The organism is Burkholderia gladioli, from assembly GCF_000959725.1.
In the GTDB taxonomy this organism is placed as follows: Bacteria; Pseudomonadota; Gammaproteobacteria; order Burkholderiales; family Burkholderiaceae; genus Burkholderia; species Burkholderia gladioli.
Genome location: NZ_CP009322.1, coordinates 2,287,970 through 2,310,925, shown reverse-complemented (window position 1 = coordinate 2,310,925; position 22,956 = coordinate 2,287,970). Strand labels below are relative to the sequence as shown.

Sequence of the window (22,956 nt, the reverse complement as noted above, 5' to 3'; positions counted from 1 at the left end):
AAGCAAGTTGATTGCATGCGGGATTGGTTCGCCCGGATCTGCGGGGCGCCGACGAGCGGAACGTGCAGCCTCGATTGCGAACGAAAACGTGCACGATGGACATCATTGCTGTCGCATCGTGGACACGCTTCGCGCCCGCCCTCGACGGCCTCTGGAACAGCAGGTTTGCAAAGCAGCAAACCTCCCCCATCGATGCCGTCAATGGCGCGCGATGCAATCCGAAAGTCGATGTTGCGACGCGAAATGATCGGCTGCCGAATCACGAATTTCGTGTTGTTTCGCCAGCCGGATTTGATTCCTATGACGAAAAAATTATCGGGCCCATCAGGGTGAATACCTACATAAAAGCGCTGATAGCGGTATAGTAGGCGCGCTCGCCGGCGCCTCCCCAGCGCCGGCCGAAATTCCGGCGGGCTGCGCCGCCATCCGTGATTTCACCCTGGACGATGCAAGAAACCCTGTTGCTCATTGCCGCGTCGATCGGCGTCGCGATCATCGCGATCGGCGCCGGCGTCTGGTTCGCCGGACGCCAGGCAAGACGGAATCCCTATGCCCGTCACGCGCTGGTGCGCGAGGCCGTGCCCGCCGCGCGTCGCGCGAGCACCGATCCGGTCGCGTCCCATCTCGCTTCTCGCCTGGTTTCTTCCGCCGTGGCCGGTTTCGTGCCGCCCGTTGCCGACGCCGCCGCCAAGGGGCGCCAGGCGGCCGATGGCGCGACCGCGCTGGGCTCGGCGGCCCGCGACGCGCAGGCCGCCGCCAAGGCCGCGATTCGCGAGGCGCGCGAGGCCGATGCCGACGCGGTCGATCTCGAGCATCGCGCCGCGCAGGCGGTGCGCAACGCGCGCCCGAACGTATCGGGCTCCGAAGCATTGGCGCTGCGCCTGCAGGACCGCGCCCGGCGTGCGCGCCGCTACGCAACGCTGGCCTCGCAATGGGCCGCCGATGCGCGCAACTACGCCGAGCTGGCGATCGGCGAGCCGACCGGCTCGCATGCGGCGCTCGCGATCGAGCGCGCGATGCAGGCAGCCGGCGCCCATCGCGAGACGCAACGGCTCGCCACCCGGCGCCGCGGCCGCGTGCGCGGCCTGCAGACCGCCGAGCGCTGAGGCACGGGGCGTCGTCGAGTTTCCGCGCCGCCCGTCTTCATCTTCTTCCCCTTTCCTGCTGTCGATCCGCTCGCGCGTTGCACGCGTCAAGCCGAGCGGATCGCGGTGGGCGCAGCGACCGGCTGCGCCGCCCTGGCCGCTCGAGCCTCAGTGCCCGCCTTCGGCCTGCCCGCGCTTCGCCTTGGCACGCCGCGACAGCATGTTCATCCCCTCCACGAAGGCCGAGAAGGCCATCGCCGCGTAGATGTAGCCCTTGGGCACGTGGCTGCCGAAGCCTTCGGCGATCAGCGTCATGCCGATCACCACCAGGAAGCTCAGGGCCAGCATCACGATGGTCGGGTTGCGGTCGATGAAGCGCGACAGCGGGCCGGCCGCGACCAGCATCACCGTGACGGCGGCGATCACCGCGATGAACATGATGGCGACGTGCTCGGTCATGCCGATCGCGGTCACGATGCTGTCGATCGAGAACACGATGTCGAGCACCAGGATCTGGCCGATCGCCGCGACCGGCGTCAGCATCGCGGCGGCCACCCCGCCCGCCGCGCCGGCCTGCTCGCCCGGCGCCACGTGATGGTGGATCTCCTTGGTCGCCTTCCAGACCAGGAACAGGCCGCCCGAGATCAGGATCATGTCGCGCCAGGAGAAGGCGTGGTCGAACAGTGTGAAGGCCGGCTGGGTGAGCCGCGCGATCCAGGCCACCGTGCCCAGCAGCGCGAGCCGCAGGAACAGCGCCAGGCCGATGCCGATGCGCTGGGTGCGTGCGCGCTGCGCCTCGGGCAGCTTGTTGCTGAGGATCGAGATGAAGATCAGGTTGTCGATGCCGAGCACGATCTCCATCGCGACGAGCGTCACGAGGGCGGCCCAGACGGCGGGGTCGGCGGCGAGGGTCAGCAGGTGGTCCATGGCGGTCGGGTTCCGGAATCCATTGGTGGGCTGGTGTCGAGGCTTGTTATGATCGGCGATCGTAGGCTTCGGGAAAACCATCTCGAAACTGATTCCAACATCGGTTTTTCCGAAGTTCGTCACGACTGCTGGAGCCATCATGCTGAATTTTCGACATTTGTACTACTACTGGGTGGTCGTGAAGGAGGGCGGCTTCGCGCGCGCCGCCGAGCGGCTCGACATGGCGGTGCAGACCATCAGCGCGCAGGTGCGCGAGCTCGAGCGCGCGCTCGGCCATCCGCTGCTGAAAGCGGCCGGGCGCGGCGTGACCATGACCGAGGCCGGCCAGGCGGCTTTCGCGCGCGCCGACGAGATGTTCCGGATCGGCGCGCATATCGCCGACGACGTGCGCGCGGCGGCCAGCGGCGAGCTGGCGCGGCTCGCGGTGGGGCTGACCGATGGCGTGTCGAAGCTGGCCGCGCACGCGGTGCTGGAGCCCGCGCTCGACACGCCGTCGCTGCGGCTGCGCTGCCACGAGGGCGAGCTCGACGACCTGCTGGCCGAACTGGCGCTGCACCGGCTCGACCTGGTGCTGGCCAGCCAGCCGGCGCCGCCGCATCCCACCCTGCGCCTGACGAGCGAGCGGCTGGTGGCTTCGGCGGTGGATTGGTACGGGCCGGCCAGCCTCGTCACGCGGGTCGCGCGCGAGCGGTTTCCCAACTGCCTCGCCAGCTTGCCGGTGCTGCTGCCGACCGCGCATTCACCCTTGCGCGCGCAACTGGAGCGCAGCTTCGAGGCGAGCGGGATCCGGCCGCGCATCGCCGGCGAATTCGAGGACAGCGCCTTGCTGGCGGTGTTCGGCGCGCGCGGGCTGGGCGTGTTTCCGCTGAGCGAGGCGGGGGCCGGCGACGCGGCCATGCTGCGCGGCCTGCGCCGGCTCGGGCGGGCCGATGGGGTGGTGGACGAGATCTATGCGATCCGTTCGCGGCGCGGCGAGCATCATCCGTTGGTGGAGCGGGTGATGGCGGCGCTCGAGGGGCAGTGAGACGCGGCGGAGCGTGGTCGTGGCGGGTGGGTATCGACGGAATGTCACTTTTCCCTGCGTCGATAGGGCAGCTTGCCGCCGGGAATCGCTGTCGACAGAATTTTCAGCTCGCCGGTTATTACCGAATCCACGGAGGTACGAGCATGACGATTCAGAGGCCTAAGCGTCCCGACCTTGCCCGGCGGGATTGTCTTCCTGCCGATTTCACGCCGGAACTAGCAGACATCGAGAAGCCAAGGCTCGATGGTGACGCTGAAAATAGTCAGCGCTCGGGACATACGCCCGACGCCATGAAGCGATTTTCGCGTGTTCGGTATTTGCAGCAGCTTCGCGAGGGAACGCTGGAGCCGCATCCCGATCCTGATTTCGGGGCGCCTCGCGGCAGCGAATGGGGCGCTCCCGGCAATCAGGATTGAAGCCGGGCGTGATTCGCCCGCTGCCTCAGATCTCCACTTCCACCGCTCCACCCACCCGATGAAACGCGCGGCCGAAGTAGATCAGCCCATCCGTATCGCCGCGCACGCGGATCGCCGTGGCCTCGACGAACACCACCGTGTGCGAGCCCACCTCCTTCATCTCCACGATGGTCCCCTGCACGCTGGCCAGCGCGTCGCGCAGCACCGGCACGCCGTCCTGGCCTTCGTCCCAGGCGGCCAGGCCGAAGCGCTCGTCCATCGGCATCCTGGTCAGTCCTGCGAAATGACGCGCCAGCGGCTCGTGCTCGCCGGGCAGCACGTTCACGCATAGCGAGCGGTTGCCGGTGAGCGTGGCGTGGGTGCTGCTCGAACGGTTCAGGCAGATCAGCAGGGTGGGCGGCGCGTCGGTGACCGAGCAGACCGCGCTCGCCGTCACGCCGCAGCGGCCGTGCGGGCCCGCCGTCGTGATCAGGTTGACGGCGGCGCCGAGATGCGCCATCGCGTGGCGGAACAACTGGCGCGCGTCCTCGTCGGCGGCTGCGCGCGTTGGGTCGGTCATGGACACTCCTGGAGCGGACGACATGGCGAAGGCCGCGGCCGCTCATGGGACAGGGCGGCCGGATTCGCTCGATAGTCCCGCAGTGTCGCCCGTCCGGCGGAAAAAGTCAGGGTAACCCCTTGCTTGCCGGGGTTTTCGACCGCGCCGCCTCAGGCACCATGCGCGAGGCTCGCCAGCGAGACCAGCATGACCGGCATCGCGACCATCGCGAGCAGCGTCTGCATGGCCGTGATGCCGGCCATCAACGGCGCGTCGCCGCCGAGCTGGCGCGCCATGATGTAGGACGAGGAGGAGGTCGGCAGGGCCTGGAACAGCAGCGCGACCGTCATGACGGCCTCGCCGAGCCCGAGCGCGCGGCCGGCCGCGAAGGTCAGCAGCGGCATGGCGAGGAACTTGAAGAGCGAGGCGACCAGCATCGGCTGCAGCCAGGCGCGGGTCGCGCCGGAGCGCAGCGCGGCGCCGACGCAGAGCAGGCCGAGCGGCATCGAGGCGGCGCCGAGCGCGCGCACCGCCGGCTCGATCGCGGCGGGCACGGCGATGCCGCCGGCCTGCATCGCGCCGCCGATCGCGCAGCCCACCACCAGCGGGTTGGTCAGCACCTGGCGCAGCGCCGCGGCCGGCCCGAGCCGCGTCTGGCCGTAACGCGCGAAGACCAGCACGCAGAACAGGTTGACGGTGGGCACGATCACCGCCACGCAGACCGCTGATAGCGCGATGCCCTGCCGGCCTAGCAGGCCGGCCGCCACGGCGGTGCCCACGTAGTTGTTGAAGCGCACCGCGCCCTGGAACACCGAGGTGAAGCCCGCGCCGTCGACCCTCACCCAGCGGCGCATCAGCAGCAGCGCGACGGCGGCGGCCAGCGTGGCGCCGACCAGCGCGGCGGCCAGCGGCAGGATCGGCAGGGCGCCGAGCTGCGCGGTGGCCAGGCCGTGCGCGAACAGGGCCGGTAGCAGTACGTAGTAACAGAGCCGCTCGGCCGGCGGCCAGAACGCGTCGGCGATGAAGCCGGTGCGCTTGAGGGCGTGGCCGAGCGTCACCAGCAGCGCCACCGGCAGCAGCGCGAGCACGATCGCGCCGCTCATGCCGGAAGCCCGACCGAGGCGACGCGACGCCCGCGATGGCGAGGGAGGATCGAAGACATGGCAGCTTGCGCGGTAGTGAGGATGCCCTCAAGTTAAGCACGCGCAACCACGAGAAATGATGGTGATTTCTCGGGCGATCAATGAGAAAACCTCATGGATGAGGCGATCAGCTCGGCGGCCAGCGCCTGCGCGAAACGCTGCGCCGGGCGCGAGCGGTGTTCGAGCAGGACCACTGCGCTGCGCAACTGCGGCTGCCCGAAGGGCAGGCGCACCACCGGCGGCAGCCGCGCCAGCACCGAGTCGTGCAGCGCCACCACGCCGGCGCCCAGGCCGCGCGAGGCCATGTGGACGATGGTCTCGGTGCTGTCGAGCACCATCTCCTCGCGCACTTTGATGCCCATCCGGCGCAGCTCGGCGGCGATCTCGCGGCCGGCCCAGGCCTGCGCGTCGAAGCGGATGAAGGGCAGCGCCTCGAGCAGCTCGCGCACGCTCCAGCCCTCGTGGCGCGGCGGCGCGACCAGCCAGTAGCGGTGCTCGTAGAGCGTCTGCCAGACCAGCCCGGAAGGATGCGGGCGCACCGGGTGGGTGGTGACGGCCGCGTCGAGCTCGCCGCCGGCGACGCGCTGCGCCAGCGCCAGCGACAGTCCCGCGGCGACATGCACGCGCAGCGAGGGATGCGCGACCCGCAGCGACAGCAGCGCATCGGGCATCGGCCCCGACAGCGCGGTCTGGATCGCGCCGACGCGCAGCCGCCCGACCAGTTGCTTCTCGTCGCTGAGCGCATCGGGGATGCCGTCCACCATCGCCAGGATCTGCTCGGCCTGGGCCAGCACGATGCGGCCCGCCTCGGTCAGCGTGGGCTGGCGGCGCGAGCGGTCGAACAACTGCACGCTGAATTCGGTTTCGAGCGCCTTCACGTGCAGGCTCACGGCCGATTGCGTGAGGCCGATCGCGTCGCCGGCGCGCGCGAAGGTGCCGTGGCGGGCGATGGCGACGAGGGTGCGGAAGGCGCGTATCGACATGGGCGGCGATCATCGGGACGAGGCGCGTCGCGAGCCGCGGCGCGATGGTGAGGCGGCGCGAGCGGGCGCGGGTTGCCGCCCTGGCGGGCGGCCGTGTCGAGCGATGATGCCTGCGGTGTGCGCCGCCGGCAACCGCTGCCGGCAAGGCTTGCCGGGCTCGCCTACTTGCGCTCGGCCTCGAGCGAGCGCATGGTGCGCAGCGAGGGGAACAGCCGCATCCACAGCAGGGCCACCGCGATGGTGCAGGCGCCGCCGATCAGCACCGCCGGCTGCGCGCCCCACCAGCCCGCGGTGATGCCCGATTCGAATTCGCCGAGCTGGTTCGAGGTGCCGATGAACAGCGCATTGACGGCGCTCACGCGGCCCAGCATCTCGTCGGGCGTGCGCAGCTGCACCAGCGAGGAGCGCACCACCACGCTGATCACGTCGGCCGCGCCGAGCGTGGCCAGCGCCAGCAGCGACAGCGGCAGCCAGGTCGACAGGCCGAACACCAGGGTGGCCAGGCCGAACACGATCACGCCGAGGAACATCGCCATGCCGGGGCGCTTGCGCATCGGGAAGCGCGCGAACCACAGCGTGCCGGCCAGCGCGCCGATCGCCGGCGCCGAGCGCAGCAGCCCTAGCCCCCAGGGCCCGGTGTGCAGGAAGTCGCGCGCATAGATCGGCAGCAGCGAGACCGCGCCGCCGAACAGCACCGCGAACAGGTCGAGCGAGAGCGCGCCGAGGATGGCCGGTTCGCGACGGATGAAGGCGATGCCCGAGAACACCGATTCGAGCGTGACGGGTGCGCGCGCAACGGGTTTGCTGCTCAGCTTGAGCGAGCCCATCAGGCAGGCCGCGCAGCCGAAGCAGGCGATCCCGAGCAGGTAGACCACCTGCGGCCCCAGCCCGTACAGCACGCCGCCGGCCGCCGGGCCGATGATCAGCGCGGTCTGGGTCGCCGAGGTCGACAGCGCGGTGGCGCGCGGCAGCTCGGCGCGCGGCACCACGGCCGGCAGCAGCGAGGCCACGGTGGGGTTCTCGAAGGCGCGCGCGGCGCCCAGGCAGGCCGCCAGCGCGTAGATCGCCGGCGCGTTGAGCCAGCCGCCGAGCGTGCCGGCCAGGAACACCGCCGAGGCGAGCGCCAGCAGCGACTGGCAGACGGCCACCACGCGGCGCCGGTCGTAGCGGTCGGCGACATGGCCGGCCACCAGGGTCAGCACGAACATCGGCAGGAACTGCGCGAGCCCGACCAGGCCCAGCGCGTAGGCGCTCTGGGTCAGCGTGTAGATGTGCCAGCCGATCGCCACCGATAGCATCTGGAACGAGATCGACGACAGCACGCGCGCGCTCCAGAAGCGCTGGAAGGTGGAAGGGCGGGAGACGGCGGGAGAAGGGCCGGACGAATCGGAAGGCGCGGGCATGGGCGATGGGCGATCGGCGTGGTGCGAGGGCGGCCGCGGCGGCGGCGCGTCGAAAAACGGCAAGTGTAGATGAGTTCGCGCGCGCTCGCGGAATCGGCGCGGCGATGGCCGCGTGCGGGGCCGGCGCTGAAATGACGATGGACGGTCAAGCGGGCCCGCGTTCGAGAGAAGCGCGGCGCTTGCCGTCCATGTCGGATGCGTTGGTAGGCTCGATTGGATTCGAACCAACGACCCCCACCATGTCAAGGTGGTGCTCTAACCAACTGAGCTACGAGCCTGTGTGCCTTGCGTGATGCGCGGCGGTGCTGCCTGGGTGGCCAGCCGGGAAACGCGGGATGTTCGCTTGAACACGCGGCGCCTGCCGTCCATGCCGGATGCGTTGGTAGGCTCGATTGGATTCGAACCAACGACCCCCACCATGTCAAGGTGGTGCTCTAACCAACTGAGCTACGAGCCTATGTGCCCCGCGTGATGCGCGGCGATACTGCTTGGGTTGCTGCTTGCTGCCGCGGCGATCCGTGACGAGCGGAGCGCCGAAAAGACAATGGACGGCTAGCGTGTTCCGCGTTCACCTGGAGCGCGGCGCTTGCCGTCCATGTCGGATGCGTTGGTAGGCTCGATTGGATTCGAACCAACGACCCCCACCATGTCAAGGTGGTGCTCTAACCAACTGAGCTACGAGCCTGCGAGGCGCGAATTATAGAGAGGCTCGCCCGATGTTGCAAGCGCCGGATCGCGTCGCTATCGCGAGCCGCGTGCGGGCATCGCGCGGCGCCTGTTTTCGCGTCCTGCACCGCCACCATGTTCAGCGTTTGCGCCGGGTCGATGCGGCGCCGGCGGTGACCTTGGCCTTGGCCGGTACCGCCGCCGAGGGCGCGGCCTCGAGCGAGGCCACCAGCCGTTCCTCCAGGAACGCGAACAAGGTGCGGATTGCCGTCGATCCCTGCCGGTGCTGCGGATACACCGCGCTGAGCCGCAGCGGCGGCGTGGCATGCGCGGCGAGGATCGTCACCAGCGCGCCGCTCGCGATCGCCGGGCCGACGATGAATTGCGGCAGCAGCGCGACGCCGAGCCCGGCGATCGCCGCATCGCGCACCACGTCGCCGTTGTTGGCGATCAGCGGCCCCTGCACGGCATAGGCGCGCCGCCCTTCCGGCGTTTCGAATTCCCAGCCGTCGCGGCTCTCCTGTCCATAGAGCAGGCAGGCATGGCGATGCAGCTCGGCCGGCGCGGTCGGCTCGCCATGCGATCGCCGATAGGCGGGGCTGCAGCAGGCGATCATGCGCAGCGTGCCGAGCGTGCGCGCCACCAGCGTCGAATCGGCCAGTTGCCCGATCCGCAGCGCCAGGTCGAAACCCTCGCCGATCAGGTCGACGCGGCGGTCGCTCAACTCCACCTCGAGCCGCACCGCCGGATGCGCGGCCAGGAATTCGGCCAGCAGCGGCGACAGGTGGCTCATGCCGAAGGACATCGGCGCGCTGATCTTCAGCGAACCGTGCAGCTCGGTGCGGCGTGCCGACATCGCCTCCTCGGCCTGCGCGACCTCGGCCAGGATGCGCTGCGCATGCAGGTAGAAGGCCTGCCCCGATTCGGTGACGGCCAGCTTGCGCGTGTTGCGGTTCAGCAGGCGCACGTGCAGCGCGGCCTCGAGCGCGGCCATGCGCCGGCTGACGAACTGTTTCGACAGCAGCAGCTTGTCGGCGGCGCCGGTGAAGCTGCCGGCGTCCACCGTGGCGAGGAAGATGCGCAGGTCGTCGAGTTGCATGGCAGGGCGGTTCCCGGTCGATTGTCCACTAAAACAGGACGATGATTATCTCATATGCGATTTATCTATCAGGATGGTTGACCTAAGATTCATCCCATCGATCGACGCCGCACCGCAGTGGCGCGGCGCGATCCACCGGAGAACTCATCATGATCGAAGTCAGAAACGCAGACGCCCGCGGCCGTGCCGAACATGGCTGGCTCAGTTCCCGCCACAGCTTCTCGTTCGCGAACTACTACGACCCGCAGCAGGTCGGCTTCTCGGACCTGTTGGTGATCAACGACGATCGCGTCGCCCCGGGCCGTGGTTTCGGCACGCATCCGCACCGCGACATGGAGATCATGTCCTACGTGCTGGAAGGCGCGCTCGAACACAAGGACTCGATGGGCACCGGCTCGGTGATCGTGCCCGGCGACGTGCAGCTGATGAGCGCCGGAACCGGCGTGGCGCACAGCGAGTTCAACCACTCGAAGGACGAGCGGGTGCACTTCCTGCAGATCTGGGTCGGCCCGGCGGAGAAGGGCGCGCAGCCGCGCTACCAGCAGGCCAACATCCCCGCCGGGGAGAAGCGCGGCAAGCTGCGCCTGGTGGTCTCGCCCGACGGCGCGCAGGGCTCGCTGGCGATCCGCCAGGACACGCGGATCTACGCCGGGCTGTTCGACGGTGACGAAAGCGCCAGCATCACGCTGCCGGCCGATCGTTTTGCCTACGTGCACGTCGCCCGCGGCAGCGTCGAGCTCAACGGCCGCCGGCTCGGCGAGGGCGACGGCGCGCGGATTCGGGCCGAGCAGGCGCTGAGCTTCGCGAATGGCCAGGATGCCGAGGTGCTGGTGTTCGACCTGCGTCCCGTCGAGGTGACGGCTGACTGGGCCTGAGCGACGCCTCGACGGTGCCGGCCGCGCGTCCCGCGAGACGAGCGGCCGGCACCCGCCCGATCGCGCATCATCCCGTTGTTGATTTGCATGACTTATCAGTCGATGATGAACCAGCGCGCGCGCCGCCCGGCGGTTCGCGCGTCCTGGCCGCCGGCGCGGCGCCGGTCATCGTCGATCTCAGGATTTCAATATTTCACAAGGATCTCGACCATGCGTTACCTCTCTCTCGACAAGCAAAGGGACGGCGTGCTGCTGGCGGCACGCGTGCTGATGATGGTGTTGTTCGTGATGTTCGGCTGGCAGAAGCTGATGGGCTTCTCCGGCACGGTCGCCTACATGGGCTCGACCGGCGTGCCCGCGCCGATGCTGGCGGCGGTGATCGCGGTGGTGATGGAGCTGGTGGCCGGGCTGCTGATCGTGGTCGGCTTCTACACGCGGCCGGTGGCGCTGCTGCTGGCGCTCTACACGCTCGGCACCGCCTTCGTCGGCCATCACTACTGGACCATGACGGGCGCCGAACAGTACGTCAACCTGATCAATTTCTACAAGAACATCAGCATCGTGGGCGGCCTGCTGGTGCTGGCCGTCTCGGGTCCGGGGCGGTTCTCGATCGACCGCCACTGAGGCGCTGAGGGTTCGTCAAGGCAAAACGCCTGCTCGATGGACGAGCGGGCGTTTTTTTCTGCCTGCGTGCGGCGTGGCCGGGTCCGATTCAGCGGGCCGCCGCTGCGTCGACCGTCGGCGCCCTGCGCACCTCGGACAGGTAGATCAGGATCAGCGAGACCCAGACGATGCCGTACAGGAACATGAAGCAGGTGGTGCGCACCGCTCGCGGCAGCGAGTCCGACAGTGAGACGCCGGCTTCGAAGGCCGAGGCGGCCACCTGGGTCATGCCGTATTCGCCGGTCAGGTATGCCGGGATCCACAGCGACAGCGCGGTGAAGCCGTCGAAGATGATCGAGGGGACTGGCGAACCGCCAGACGCGCGGACCCCGCCAGAGGACCGTCGCCGCGAGCCGGATGACGAGGCGGGCTGGTCCGGCTGGGCAGCCGGCCTTCACTCGGTCGAATCGAAATCGTCGTCGGCGCCTTGCAGCAGGGTGGCCAGCGTGCTCAGCCCGAGCTCGAGCTGATCGAGCGCTGGTGCCGCCAACGCGAGCCTGACGGCGTTCGGCGCATGGCCCGGCGCGACCGCGAAGGTGCTCGAGGGCGTGAGCCCGATGTCACGTCGCGCGGCGGCGGCGATCAGCGTCTGCGAGCGCCATTGCGCCGGTAGCGTCAACCACAAGTGATAGCTGTTGCCGTTGGCCTGGATATCGAAGCCGCCCAGCCGCTCGGCGGCCAGCCGCTGACGTACTTGCGCATCGACCCGCTTGCGCCGGGCCAGTTCCGCGACGGTGCCATCGATCATCAGGCGCCGTGCGGCGGCGAAGGCGTAGCCGCTCGCGGTCCAGCCGCCGGAACGCACCGAGGCCATCACCGTTTCGCGCAGCCGCGGCGGCACCACCACGAAACCGAGCGTCAGGCCCGGCGCGATTTTCTTCGACAGGCTGTCGATCACGATGCAGCGATCCGGCGCAAGCACGGCCAGCGGTGGCGCGTCGTCGAGGAAACCATAGACGTGATCCTCGATGACGGGAATGTCGAGCTTCTCGACCACGCGCAGCAGGTCGGCACGGCGCGCCGCGCTCATGGTCATGCCGAGCGGATTGTGGATCGCCGGCTGGATGTAGATGGCCGACAGGCCGCCATCGCGATGCGCCTTCTGTACCGCGTCGGGCAACACGCCTTCGCGGTCCATCGCGAGCGGGACCAGCGACATGCCGAGCCGCGCGGCAATGCCCTTGATGAACGGGTAGGTCAGCGCTTCCACGCCGCAGCGCCCACCCGCCGGTACCACGGCGGTGACCGCGGCGGCGATGCCCTGCCGACCGTTGCCGGTGAACACGAAGTGCTCGGCGTTCGGGCGCCATCCGTCGCGCGACAGGCAGGCGGCAGCCGCGGCGCGAACTTCCGCGGTGCCGATGCTGGTTGCCGGGCGCAAGGCGAGCTCGAGTTCGGCTGGCGTTTCGAGGCCGCTCAGGCTGCGCGCGATCAATGCCGGCTGCTCGGCCAGCAACGGATAGTTGAACTCGAGGTCGATGCGCACGCCGCGTGGCTCGCCCGGCGCGCCGACGCCACGCCGTGACTGGCCCGAGACGAAGGTACCGCGTCCGACCTCGCCGACCACCAGCGCGCGGCGCAGGAGTTCGGCATAAACCCGGCTCGCGGTGGAGGCCGCGATGCCGCGTTGGTCGGCAAAGTCACGTTGGGGCGGCAGGCGGTCACCGGGTTTGAGGGTGCCGTCGGCGATCTCGGCGGCGATGGCGTCAGCCAGCTTCAGGTATTCGGATTTCGACATGATTGCACCGAGGGCAATGTTTTGATTGCGCTGAGTTTTGCATCGGGTCATTCTGAGCGCATTGCCCGATTGTATCGGGAGCCGTCCTGGAGCTGCATCATGCTGCACGTTTGTCCGATTCCTATTCATGCCGTCTTCGCGATCGCGACTCGATCGCGCCCCTCGCGCGACCCGATCGCCGGTGCCGTCGCGGCGGACCGAGAAGGCTGCTTTTCCGCGAGGCGATCATGATGGCCTCGGCTGCCTCGGCGGGCCTGGAACTGACGCTGACGACGATCGTGATCGCCTTCGTCGGCGTGTTCCTGATTTCGTTCATGAAAGGGGCCTTCGGCGGGGGATTCGCGATCGTCGGCATTCCTCTGTTGTCCTTCGTCATGGACCCGGTCACGGCCGGCGGCCTACTGGCGCCGCTGTTCATCGCGATGGACTTGTTCGCGCTGCGTTACTGGAAGCCCTCGACCTGGTCCAAGCCGGACCTCGCGCTGCTGCTGCCGGGGCTGGTGGTCGGCATTGCCGGTGGCTTCCTGTCGTTTCGCCTGCTCGACCATCACGCGATCGAGATCATGATGGCCGTCGTCACGCTGGGTTTCGTCGGGCTGTGGTTCATGACGGGCGCGCGGCCGTCGCCGCGGCCGCGGTCTCGGCTCAAGGCGGTCTCGGCCGGCCTGGCATCGGGGATTACCACCATGGTGGCTCACTCGGGCGGACCGCCGCTGGCGATGTACCTGCTGCCGCTCGGCCTGAGCAAGGAGGTCTATGCGGGGACCACCAGCCTGTTCTTCACCGTCGGCAACGCGGCCAAGGCCGTGCCATGGCTCTGGTTGGTGAAGCCGGGTGCCGGCGTCTGGCTGCTGATGGGGATTTGCCTGTTCGCGATACCCGCGGGCGTGGTGGCGGGCTGGCGGCTGCACGGCGCGCTCGATCAGGGCAGGATCTACCGCGCCTGCTACGGCCTGCTGGTGGTGACGGCGCTCAAGCTGCTGTGGGATGGCGTATCGGGCTACCTGGCATGAGCGGGAGCCGGCGGCGTCGGGCGGACAAGGCGCATTGCCCGCCCCGGGCGTTCAACCCTGCCCGAACACTTGCCGGATTCTCGCGAACAAGCCGTGCTGCGCGATCCACGCGGCGTAGGCGCGATACTCGGGATCGCGCATCAGGTGGCGTTCCTCGGTTTTGGCCCGCATGAAGTAGATGCAGTTGACGGCCAGCAGCGCCGCGCAGTGCGCGAGCGCGACCTGCCAGCCCAGCGCGCCGACGAAGGGCACCGAGATCATCCAGTACGACAGGTTCTTGGTCAGGTAGGCCGGGTGCTTGGTGAAGCGATACGGGCCCGAGGTGATGATGCCGCGGTTGGTCAGGTTCGAGAAGCGCAGGCCGAACGAGATCGTCGAGAGCGCGTAGCAGAGCACCAGGGCGATGATCACCGCGCCCCACAGGCACTGGATCAGCGGCACGCCGGCCAGCCAGTTGTCCCAGAACAGCGTGCCTTCGTAGCGGATGTAGCGATCCGAGATCAGCGACCAGAACGGCTGGTAGCAGACCAGCGCGACCAGCCAGCCTAGCGCGGTGGGCTCGACGGTGCGCACGTGGCTGTCGAGGATGCGGAAGGTGCAGAGATAACCGACCGAGCCGAACAGCAGGTCCATGGTGAAGGCCAGCTCGTACAGGAAGCGGAAGGTCGCCAGCGAGTAGGGCGCGCTCTGCAGGGCCGTCAGCGAGGCGGTCAGGTGGTCGGCGTTGCTCGACACGTAGACGAACATCAGCGGCAGGAAGAAGGCCTTCACGCCCCAGCCGGCCAGCATCTCGCGCACGCTCGACCAGCTTTCCGGCTTCTGCCCGCGGAACACGAAGCGGGCCCAGCACAGGTAGGTGTCGTCGACCTCGCGCTGGCGCGCGTCCATCCAGGCGAAGTAGAGCGGCGCGCCGACCGCGAAGTACGGCGCGAGCATCGCGCAGAGGCTCCAGAACGGCTTGTAGAAGTCGCCGTGGTATTCGGGCAGCAGCCAGTAGATGAAGGCGATGCCGGCGTAGATCGAGCCGAGCCCTGCCAGCCGCATCGCCACGCGCGCGAAGCTCATCGGGCGTATCGCCTCGGCGGCGAGGCCGGCGCTGGGGCGCAGGTAGGCGCGCGCCACGAACAGCTCGTAGCTGGCCACCACCACGATGATCGCGAAGCAGGCCGCGAAGCCTCGGCCGGCGCCGCTCAGCAGGCTGCCGTCGCGCGAGAACCACAGCACGGCCAGCGCCGCGGCGATGCCGGCCAGGCCGACCGTGAAGGGGGTGGCGGAACGGGGTGGCCGGGCCCCGACGTCGGAGAGACTATCGATGGTCGAGTTCATGTCATTCCTCGTGTGATGACATCTTGTGATCGGTCGGCCGGGCTGTTGGAGTATAGGTGCCCGGCCGCCGTATTTCTGCTGCTTGTTGCGTGTTGCTGTCTGCCGCCGTGTGTCGACGCCTGCCGCCACGGCGCGGCCTGGATACCGGCGGCGGATGTTCCCGCCGCCGGGTTTGCCGCCTTACTTCTTGCCGCCGCCGAGCAGGCCGCCCAGCAGGTTGGTCACCGGCGAAAGCAGGCCCGCCGAGGTGCCGCCGGAGGCGGTGCTCGAACCGGACAGCGAACCCGTCACGCCGTTGGCCGCGCCCGACACGGCGCCGGTCACGGAGCCGGTCGCGTTGGCGACCGTGCCCACCGCGCCCGACACGGTGCCGGTCACGCCGGCGGCCGCGCCGTTCGAGCCGATCGATCCTTGCGCGCCACCTGCCAGACCGCCGGTCAGGCCGCCCACCAGGTTGGTGACCGGCGCGAGCAGGCCGCCCAGGCCGGCCGATGCGCCGCCGTTGGCGCCGCCGCCGACGCTGCCCGTCAGGCCGCCGATCAGATTGGTGACCGGGGTGAGCAGGGCGCCGAGGCCGGCGGTGCTGGTGCCCGAGGTGCCCGACGAGGCCGAGCCCGAGGTGCTGCTGCCGCTGCTCGAGCCGCCGCCGATGGTGGCACCCAGGCCCAGGTTCAGGCCCAGCGAACCGGTCAGGTTCAGCAGCGGGGCGAGCGGGTTGGTGGTCGAGCCGGTCAGCAGGCCGCCGGTGCTCGAGACGGTGTTGCCGAGCTGGGTGACCACGTTGCCGAGATCCTTGCCGACCGGGTTGCCGGTGGCATTCGAGATCGCCGCGCCGGCGCTGCCCAGGCCCGCGCCGATGGTGCCGAGCAGGCTGTTGACAGGCGCGCCCAGGCCGGTGGCCGAGCCGACCGTCTGCGTGACGTTGGTGACGGCATTGGTGATCGGGTTGACCAGCGAGCTGACGCCCGTCTCGATCTGCTGGACCGGGGCGCTGCCGAGCACGGTGCCGAGGCCCGTGCCGACGTTGCCGACCACGCCGCCGAGCGAGTTCACCACGGTGCCGAGCGTCTGCGTGAGCGGGGCGAGCGGCGCGAGCGGGCCGCTGCCGAGGCTCGACACGGCGCCGCCGAGCGACTGCACCGAGTTGGCCACGTTCGACACCAGGTTGGCCGCCGAGCTCAGCGTCGGCCCGAGCGGGTTCGACGAGGTGCCGATCTGGCCGAGGCCGGCGCCCAGGCCGTTGCCGAGCGAGACGATGCCGTTGCCGAGGCTGTTGACCGCGTTGCCGATGCCGGTGGTGGTGCCCGTGCTGACGATCGGGATGCCGCTGCTGGCGACCTGCGTGCCGCCGTCGGCGACGGTCTTGCCGGTGGCGGTGACGATGTTGCCGAGCTGGTTGATGATGGTGCCGAGCGGGCTGGTGCCGGTGCCCGAGGTGCCCGAGGTACCGGAAGTACCGGAAGTACCGGAAGTACCGGAAGTACCGGAAGTACCGGAGGTGCCCGAAGTGCCGGAGGTGCCCGAGGTACCAGACGTGCCCGAAGTACCGGAGGTGCCTGAGGTACCGGAGGTACCCGAGGTACCAGACGTGCCCGAAGTACCGGAGGTGCCTGAGGTACCGGAGGTACCCGAAGTGCCCGAAGTGCCCGAAGTGCCCGAAGTGCCCGAAGTGCCCGAAGTGCCCGAAGTGCCCGAAGTGCCCGAAGTGCCGGAGGTGCCCGAAGTGCCGGAGGTGCCCGAAGTGCCGGAGGTGCCCGAGGTACCAGACGTGCCCGAAGTACCGGAGGTGCCTGAGGTACCGGAGGTACCCGAAGTGCCCGAAGTGCCCGAAGTGCCGGAGGTGCCCGAGGTACCAGACGTGCCCGAAGTGCCGGAGGTGCCCGAAGTACCGGAGGTGCCCGAGGTACCGGAAGTGCCCGAAGTACCGGAGGTGCCCGAAGTGCCGGAGGTGCCCGAGCTACCCGAAGTCCCCGACGACCCGCCGCCCGAAGTCCCCGACGATCCACCCGACGTACCTGAGGTCCCCGACGAGCCGCCCGAGGTACCCGAGGTCGCGATACCGAGATTGCCGCCCGGCGGCGTGGTCAGTGCGTCGGTCCCGCCGCAACCCTGCAACGCGAGCAGCGACGACACGCCGACGGTGATCGCGGATTTCTTGAATAGCGCGCGCATAGCATCCTCACAGAAAAAATGTTGTTCTGGAGGGGCTTGCTGCAAAATCCGGACCACGCATATCCATCATGCGTGGAGCGTTGGCTTCGTGAAATTTCCTGCGAACAATCCAGGGAAAGCGAGCGCAATGCGCGAAACCGCGCCGCAATTGTTAACGCGGCGAGCCCGATGTTCCGCGTGGTGCTACGTAACGCCGGGCAAGCTGCCGTAACGAGCCGGGGGCGTGACGCGCGGCGCCGCCCCGGCTTCATCGGATCCTCAGACCAGCCCGGCCGGCCGGCGCGTGGGCGGTATCGGCGCGTCGTCGAGCGCGCCGAGGAAGCCGGTGGTCCACCAGTGCACGTCGTGCTTGCGGATCTCGGCGAGCAGGGCCGTGTGGCGCCGCACCCGCTCGTCCAGCGGCATGGTCAGGGCTGCCTGGATCGCGCGCGCGGTGCCCTGGATGTCGTAGGGATTGACCAGCAGCGCGTCGGTCAACTGCTCGGCTGCACCGGCGAAGCGCGACAGCACCAGCACGCCGGGGTCCTTGCCGTCCTGCGCGGCGATGAATTCCTTGGCCACCAGGTTCATGCCGTCGCGCAGCGGCGTGACCAGCGCCACCCGGCTCGCGCGGTACAGCCCCGGCAGCGAGCTGCGGTCCAGGCTGCGGTGGATGTAGCGCACCGGCATCCAGTCGAGTTCGCCGTAGTCGCCGTTGAGCGAGCCGCACAGCGTATCCATCTCCTGGCGCAGGTGATCGTAGGCGTCGACGTCCTCGCGGCTCGGCGCGGCGATCTGGATCAGCGTCGCGCTCTGGCGCATCTCCGGGTAGCGGTCGAGCATCTCGCGGAACGCCTGCACGCGCTGCGGCAGGCCCTTCGAGTAATCGAGACGGTCCACGCCGAGCAGCAGCTTGCGGCGCGAATACTCGTCGCGCATCTGCTCGTAGATGTTGAGGCCGTCGTCGTCGCTGGCCATCTGCGCGAAGCCGTCCACGTCGATGCCGATCGGGAAGGTGCCCACCCGGATGGTGCGGTCGAAGGCGCGCAGCCGTTCGCCGTCGATGAATTGCGCGTTGGCCTCGGCTTCCGCGTAGCGCACGAAGTGGGTGACGTCGGTATGCGCCTGGAAGCCCACCAGGTCGTAGGCGAACAGCGAGCGCATCAGCCATTCGTGCTCGGGGATCGCGGCCATGATCTGCGGCGGCGGCACGGGAATGTGCAGGAAGAAGCCGATCCGGTTGCGGCAGCCCTGGGCGCGCAGCTCGGTGGCCAGCGGGATCAGGTGGTAGTCGTGCACCCAGATCACGTCGTCGGGCTTGAGCAGGGGCATCAGCTTGCGCGCGAACAGGCGGTTCACGCGGCGATAGCCCTCGCTGAACTGCACGTCGAAGTTGGCCAGGTCGAGCCGGTAGTGGAACACCGGCCAGAGCACGTTGTTCGAATAGCCGAGGTAGTAGGCGTCGTAGTCGCGCTGCGAGAGGTCGATGGTGGCAAGTTCCATGTTGCCGTATTCGCGAACCTGCACCTCCTGGTGGCCGGGATCGCTGTCGGCCTCGGCGAGCTTGCCGCTCCAGCCGAACCAGATGCCGCCGCGCTGCTGCAGGCTGTCGTTGAGCGCGACGGCCAGGCCGCCGGCGGCTTCGTTGTCCGGGTCTGCTGTCCGGTTCGATACGACGATGAGACGGCTCACGGATACCTCCTGGTGATGACGATGCGGATGAGGACGCGATCCGCCGCCACGGCGTGCACCGCGCCGGCGGGCGGCGCGCTGGACGGGCAGCAGGCATCGGGCAGGGCGCCGGCGCGAGCCGGGGGCACTGGCCGATACAGGCCTCGCGAGGCGGATCGGACGGGACGAGACGACGATGCATTCCGGCGCGGGCCGCCGATGCACGTCGGCGGGCGAGCCCCCGGCACGCGGGCAGCAGCCTTGCGCGGGACGCCGGGCCGTTGCCGGAAGAGGAACGGGCCCAGCGTACACCATCAATAAGACATGCGTTCAGGACAGGCGCGGGCGCAGGCAGCCGAGCGTGGCGTCGGGGACGGTGGTGAGCAGGGTGTGGATCGCGAAGCTGACATCGGCGCGCGCCAGGTCGAACCAGACCGCCATGCGGGCGCGATGCGCGTCGATATGCGAGACGTAGACGCCGAGCGGCGAGCGCAGCAGCGCGCGGCGTTGCGCGCAGAGATAGTCGGCGCTGCCCTCGAGCGTGACGGGCAGCAGCACGCGCGGGGCGCTGTCGCGGGCGAGCGGCGTGCCCAGCGAGATCGACGAGCGCGTCTGGCGCGCTCGTGCCGGGCCGATCGAGACGATCGGGCGGGCCTGTCGGCCGGTGGTCTGGGCGGTGGTGGACGTGGCGTTGCGGGTAGCAGGCATGATGTCGGCGGAGAGCCGCGGTTACGAACACAGCCTCAAGGTACGCGCCGCCGCGTAAACGTCTTGCAAAAATATGGGCGGGCGCAGCAAAGAAGCGGCAATCGCGGTTGGCGGCCGGATGCGAGGTGCCTGCCAAGGGGAAATTGATTCGCTGCAGCAATCAATGGAGCAATTGGCGTGCCTGAAACGTATCCAGTCCAGTCGACTTTCCGGCGCCGATCGCTCGACGCCCGCGCCTGCTAGCCGCCGTCGACCGGATCCGCCGCCTCGCCGCGCTGGCGGTTCGCCAGGAACTCCCTGACCAGGGCGATCGCGGCGCGGCAGATCTCGAGATCGAAGCCGTGGAGGGTGGTGGCCGGATCCTGGCCGAGCTGCGTGGCCAGCCAGCGTATCCCCTTGGCGCGCGCCTCGAAGGCATTGCAGCCGTCGCGGCGCATCTTGGCGGCCACCAGCGGCTCGAGCGCCGTGTGCAGGTCCGATTTCGCCTGGCGCAGCTCGGCATTGGCCAGCCGGCCGAGCGGCACGTGGCGGCGGCTGCGCGGGAAGATGCCGATCCAGGCGTCGCAGGGCGGGCAGACCCACAGTTCGCCGTGCTCGTCGCGATACGGGTAGGCGGCATCGCCGAAGCGCGCGAGCAATGCCTTCTCGCCGCAATAGTCGCAGACGGGTTGAGGCAGGGCGGGAACGGGACGGCCAACGCGCATGGGCTGGGGATCGGCGAGCGAGATCGGAGTGGGAGCAGGCCACAGTATACGGCGGCCCGCCGGATGTCCCAATCGAATGCCCAAACCGGGCGCGGTGGCCCGGCTAGGCCAGCACCACGCCTTGCGGGTCGCAGATCCGGTTGCGACCGGCGGTTTTCGCGTGATAGAGCGCGGTGTCGGCCAGGTTCACGAAGGCGGCGTCGCTGGATGCCGCCGCCTCGCCCGAGGTGACGATGCCGATGCTGACCGTGACGCGGCCGTAATGGCTGGCCGCGTGCGGAATCGCGAGATCGTAGATCGAGCGGCGCACGCGCTCGCCGAACTGGGCGGCGCCCCGCGCATCGGTATCGGGTAGCGTGACCACGAATTCCTCGCCGCCGTAGCGCGCGACGTCGTCCGAGGGGCGTTGCGCGCAGCGCGTCAGCACCCGGCCGACCTCGCGCAGCACCTCGTCGCCGGCCGGGTGGCCGTAATGGTCGTTATAGGCCTTGAATTGGTCGATATCGACGAACAGCAGCGACAGCGGCCGGCCAGTCCGTTGCGTGCGCAACCATTCCACATGCAGCGTGGTATCGAACGAGCGCCGGTTGCCGAGGCCGGTCAGCGCGTCGGTGCGCACCAGCCGGCGCAGTTGTTCCTCGGCGCGCTGGCGCCGCCGCAACTCGTTCGAGAGCAGCACCGAGCCGGCCGCCACCACCAGCGAGAACACCAGCACGATCGCGCCGAGCCGTTCCGCGCGATGTCGCCATTCCAGGTAGATGTCGCGTTCGGCGGGCGCCACGTCGACGATGATCGGCAGGGTCGGCAGGCGCTTGTAGACGTAGAGCCGACGCGTGCCGTCGAGCGAGGCGAGGCCGGCCACGGCGCCCTCGGAATGGTGCATCGCGTCGAGGAACACGGTGGAGCGGCTGACGTCTCGGCCCACCATGGACGGATCGTAGGGCAGCCGCGTGATCAGCGCGCCGTTGGTGCCGAGCACCGCGGCCGAGCCGTGCGGCCCCACCTGCAGGCCGTCGAGCAGCGCACGGAAGTAGTCGACGCTCAGCGCGCCCACCACCACGCCGCCGAACGAGCCGTCGGGATTGTCGATGCGGCGCGACAGCGTCAGCATCGGCTGGCCGCCGTGCAGCGGCGAGACGTAGGGCCTGCTGATGAACAGCCCCAGCCGGGGCTGGCTGCGATGGATCGCGATGTCCTCGCGGGTGGCGAGGTTGGCTTGCGGCGGCGTATCGGCTCGCGAGTCGATCACCACCCGGCCCTCGGCGTCGACCACGTAGATGGTGCCCAGGTAGCGGCCGGTGGTGGCGCGGTCGAACAGCACCAGGTTGCGCAGGTGCGGCGGCAGGGCCATCACCGCCGGCTGGCGCATGCCGTCGACCACGGCCTGCAGCGAGAGATCGTACTGCTCGATGCTGCGGGCGATGTCGCGCTCCAGCACCAGCACCAGGTTGCGCGAATTGCCGGCCGCGCGCTGGTAGGCGTCCGAGCGCGACTGGTAGAGCACCAGCGCGCTGAGCGCCCAGAAGAACACCAGCAGCAGCGCGCCCGCGACCAGCACGCCGGGCGGCGTCAGCAAGCGTGCCGCGGGCAGCTTCCAGGCACGGCGCGGCGATTCGGACAGGCGATCGGGCATGAGGTGGGCGGGTGCGACGGAACGAACGATAACGGCGCTTCGCGAGGCAGGTTGCGGCCGGCCTGCGCCGGGCCAGCGCGCATCCGGCCCGGCGCGCATCCAGCCTGATTATCGGAGCAAATCAGGCGCGTGCGCGAGGCATCGGCGATTTAAGTGGCGAGAGAGCGACAGGCGTGCGCCTGATGCGATGCAGCATCGATGCGCACGAAATGAAACCCGCGCCGGCGCGCGGCACAGGGCTTCGCGCCCGGCGACGGGAATTCGCGTTTCCGCGTGCGGCTTCGGCCGCAGGCTTTCGTCTGTCCGGCAGCTCAGATACTGAGCTCGGACAGCAACTGGTCGGCCAGGAAATCGCAGGGCGGGCGGTTCGAGCGCGCGCTGCGCGCCAGCACGATGTCGAGATCGGGCAGCGCCGGTAGGCCGTGCGCGGGCCCCTGCTGCGAGAAATGCGCCGGCACCGCGCAGCGCGCCAACGGCGCGATCGCGAGCCCGGCCTCGACCATGCTGAACAGGCCCATCAGGCTCGGGCTTTCGTAGGAAGTGCGAAACGCGATGCCGGCCGCCTCCAGCGCGCGGATCGCGTTGGCGCGCGCGACGCTGCCGGTGCCGAACAGCGCCACCGGCAGCGGGCGCTCGTCCCATACCGGGCCGCCGCCGGGCGGCCCGGCCCAGACCATCGGCTCGGCGCGCACGAAGGCGCCGTTCAGGCCGCGCATGCGCGTCACGCAGGCCAGGTCGATGCGGTTGTCCTTGAGCAGCGGCGCGAGTGCCCGGCTCGGCAGGCCGACCACCTGGATCTCGACCTTCGGGTAGCGTGCCGAGAACTTGCGCAGCACCGGCGGCAGCAGCGAGGAGGCGTAGTCGTCGGGCACGCCGATCGTCACGCGCCCCTTGACCTCGGGATGGACGATCGCGGCCCAGGCCTCGTCGCGCAGCGCCAGCAGGCGCCGCGCGTAGGCGACCAGGGTCTCGCCGTCGGGCGTCGGCACCACGTTGCGCGCGCCGCGTACGAACAGCAGCTTGCCGAGCGACTGCTCCAGCGCGCGGATCTGCATGCTCAGCGCCGATTGCGAACGATGCACGCGGGCCGCGCCGCGCACGAAGCTGCCGCCATCGGCCACCGCCACCACCATCGCCAGCACGTCGAGATCGAGGGATTTCATTGTCTTCAGAAAAACTGAACGAAAGCTT

General features: G+C 69.3%; 21 protein-coding genes, 3 tRNA genes and 1 pseudogene. 7 read left to right on the top strand and 18 right to left on the bottom strand.

The features are described from left to right. Positions 1–95: 95 nt before the first annotated feature. Together BM43_RS40280 and BM43_RS41315 are read left to right on the top strand one after the other, a co-directional pair. Positions 96–365: a hypothetical protein gene (locus BM43_RS40280; RefSeq protein WP_124083540.1), complete on the top strand. Its 270-nt coding sequence runs from the start codon at positions 96–98 to the stop codon at positions 363–365. Between the two features lie 81 nt (positions 366–446). Further along, positions 447–1,106 carry a hypothetical protein gene (locus tag BM43_RS41315; RefSeq protein WP_036055657.1) on the top strand — a complete coding sequence of 220 codons (660 nt, stop codon included), beginning with the start codon at positions 447–449 and terminating at the stop codon, positions 1,104–1,106. 147 nt (positions 1,107–1,253) lie between these two features. Here the strand turns inward: BM43_RS41315 and BM43_RS10300 are convergent, their stop codons facing one another. Then, positions 1,254–2,012 carry a TerC family protein gene (locus tag BM43_RS10300; RefSeq protein WP_025101998.1) on the bottom strand — a complete coding sequence of 253 codons (759 nt, stop codon included), beginning with the start codon at positions 2,010–2,012 and terminating at the stop codon, positions 1,254–1,256. Between the two features lie 139 nt (positions 2,013–2,151). Between BM43_RS10300 and BM43_RS10295 the strand changes: the two genes are divergently transcribed. Both BM43_RS10295 and BM43_RS41865 read left to right on the top strand, forming a co-directional pair. After that, a complete protein-coding gene (locus BM43_RS10295; RefSeq protein ID WP_036055658.1) occupies positions 2,152–3,036 on the top strand; it encodes a LysR family transcriptional regulator in 885 nt (294 codons plus the stop codon). Between the two features lie 143 nt (positions 3,037–3,179). Continuing rightward, the gene (locus BM43_RS41865) at positions 3,180–3,452 is read left to right on the top strand and encodes a transcriptional regulator/antitoxin MazE (RefSeq protein WP_174490201.1); all 273 of its coding nucleotides are present in this window, start codon (positions 3,180–3,182) and stop codon (positions 3,450–3,452) included. A 25-nt stretch (positions 3,453–3,477) separates the two neighbouring features. Here BM43_RS41865 and BM43_RS10290 read toward each other — a convergent pair whose 3' ends face one another. The 8 genes from BM43_RS10290 to BM43_RS10255 form a co-directional block, all read right to left on the bottom strand. Beyond that, positions 3,478–4,011 (bottom strand): flavin reductase, encoded by a 534-nt coding sequence (locus BM43_RS10290; protein WP_025102000.1) that lies wholly within the window; start codon positions 4,009–4,011, stop codon positions 3,478–3,480. 149 nt (positions 4,012–4,160) lie between these two features. After that, on the bottom strand, positions 4,161–5,093 hold the full coding sequence (locus BM43_RS10285; protein WP_042286494.1) for an AEC family transporter: 933 nt from the start codon (positions 5,091–5,093) through the stop codon (positions 4,161–4,163). Between the two features lie 137 nt (positions 5,094–5,230). Next, on the bottom strand, positions 5,231–6,115 hold the full coding sequence (locus tag BM43_RS10280) for a LysR family transcriptional regulator (RefSeq protein ID WP_025102002.1): 885 nt from the start codon (positions 6,113–6,115) through the stop codon (positions 5,231–5,233). 161 nt (positions 6,116–6,276) lie between these two features. Next, complete coding sequence (locus tag BM43_RS10275; RefSeq protein WP_036057167.1) at positions 6,277–7,518, bottom strand: MFS transporter; 1,242 nt, start codon at positions 7,516–7,518, stop codon at positions 6,277–6,279. Positions 7,519–7,719: 201 nt separating this feature from the next. Continuing rightward, positions 7,720–7,796 (bottom strand) — tRNA-Val (locus tag BM43_RS10270). A 102-nt stretch (positions 7,797–7,898) separates the two neighbouring features. Beyond that, a tRNA-Val gene (locus BM43_RS10265) sits at positions 7,899–7,975 on the bottom strand. A 151-nt stretch (positions 7,976–8,126) separates the two neighbouring features. Further along, positions 8,127–8,203, bottom strand: a tRNA-Val gene (locus tag BM43_RS10260). 120 nt (positions 8,204–8,323) lie between these two features. Further along, positions 8,324–9,283, bottom strand: coding sequence for a LysR family transcriptional regulator (locus tag BM43_RS10255; RefSeq protein ID WP_013691038.1), 960 nt, complete (start codon positions 9,281–9,283; stop codon positions 8,324–8,326). A 149-nt stretch (positions 9,284–9,432) separates the two neighbouring features. Here BM43_RS10255 and BM43_RS10250 point away from each other — a divergent pair, with 149 nt between their 5' ends. Both BM43_RS10250 and BM43_RS10245 read left to right on the top strand, forming a co-directional pair. Then, on the top strand, positions 9,433–10,158 hold the full coding sequence (locus BM43_RS10250) for a pirin family protein (protein WP_036055660.1): 726 nt from the start codon (positions 9,433–9,435) through the stop codon (positions 10,156–10,158). Between the two features lie 105 nt (positions 10,159–10,263). Next, a complete protein-coding gene (locus BM43_RS10245) occupies positions 10,264–10,782 on the top strand; it encodes a DoxX family protein (RefSeq protein ID WP_080742262.1) in 519 nt (172 codons plus the stop codon). Positions 10,783–10,870: 88 nt separating this feature from the next. Here the strand turns inward: BM43_RS10245 and BM43_RS38570 are convergent. Further along, positions 10,871–11,153 (bottom strand): annotated as a pseudogene (locus tag BM43_RS38570) (hypothetical protein); the annotation flags it as partial. Between the two features lie 62 nt (positions 11,154–11,215). Next, complete coding sequence (locus BM43_RS10235) at positions 11,216–12,559, bottom strand: aminotransferase-like domain-containing protein (RefSeq protein WP_036055662.1); 1,344 nt, start codon at positions 12,557–12,559, stop codon at positions 11,216–11,218. A gap of 227 nt (positions 12,560–12,786) precedes the next feature. Between BM43_RS10235 and BM43_RS10230 the strand changes: the two genes are divergently transcribed. Further along, a complete protein-coding gene (locus BM43_RS10230) occupies positions 12,787–13,572 on the top strand; it encodes a sulfite exporter TauE/SafE family protein (protein WP_088555594.1) in 786 nt (261 codons plus the stop codon). A gap of 51 nt (positions 13,573–13,623) precedes the next feature. Here the strand turns inward: BM43_RS10230 and BM43_RS10225 are convergent, their stop codons facing one another. The 7 genes from BM43_RS10225 to BM43_RS10190 all read right to left on the bottom strand — a co-directional run bounded on the left by BM43_RS10225 (position 13,624) and on the right by BM43_RS10190 (position 22,928). Then, the gene (locus BM43_RS10225) at positions 13,624–14,898 is read right to left on the bottom strand and encodes an isoprenylcysteine carboxylmethyltransferase family protein (RefSeq protein WP_036055663.1); all 1,275 of its coding nucleotides are present in this window, start codon (positions 14,896–14,898) and stop codon (positions 13,624–13,626) included. 180 nt (positions 14,899–15,078) lie between these two features. After that, complete coding sequence (locus BM43_RS38565) at positions 15,079–17,070, bottom strand: collagen-like triple helix repeat-containing protein (protein ID WP_080941767.1); 1,992 nt, start codon at positions 17,068–17,070, stop codon at positions 15,079–15,081. 258 nt (positions 17,071–17,328) lie between these two features. Beyond that, complete coding sequence (gene otsA / locus BM43_RS10210; RefSeq protein ID WP_013691027.1) at positions 17,329–18,741, bottom strand: alpha,alpha-trehalose-phosphate synthase (UDP-forming); 1,413 nt, start codon at positions 18,739–18,741, stop codon at positions 17,329–17,331. A 309-nt stretch (positions 18,742–19,050) separates the two neighbouring features. Next, positions 19,051–19,428, bottom strand: a complete 378-nt coding sequence (locus tag BM43_RS10205) for a hypothetical protein (protein WP_036055665.1) — start codon at positions 19,426–19,428, stop codon at positions 19,051–19,053. Between the two features lie 239 nt (positions 19,429–19,667). Next, a complete protein-coding gene (locus BM43_RS10200) occupies positions 19,668–20,132 on the bottom strand; it encodes a zinc-finger-containing protein (RefSeq protein WP_036055666.1) in 465 nt (154 codons plus the stop codon). Positions 20,133–20,235: 103 nt separating this feature from the next. Continuing rightward, on the bottom strand, positions 20,236–21,765 hold the full coding sequence (locus BM43_RS10195; RefSeq protein WP_036055667.1) for a sensor domain-containing diguanylate cyclase: 1,530 nt from the start codon (positions 21,763–21,765) through the stop codon (positions 20,236–20,238). 311 nt (positions 21,766–22,076) lie between these two features. Beyond that, positions 22,077–22,928 carry a LysR substrate-binding domain-containing protein gene (locus tag BM43_RS10190; RefSeq protein WP_036055668.1) on the bottom strand — a complete coding sequence of 284 codons (852 nt, stop codon included), beginning with the start codon at positions 22,926–22,928 and terminating at the stop codon, positions 22,077–22,079. Between the last annotated feature and the right edge of the window lie 28 nt (positions 22,929–22,956).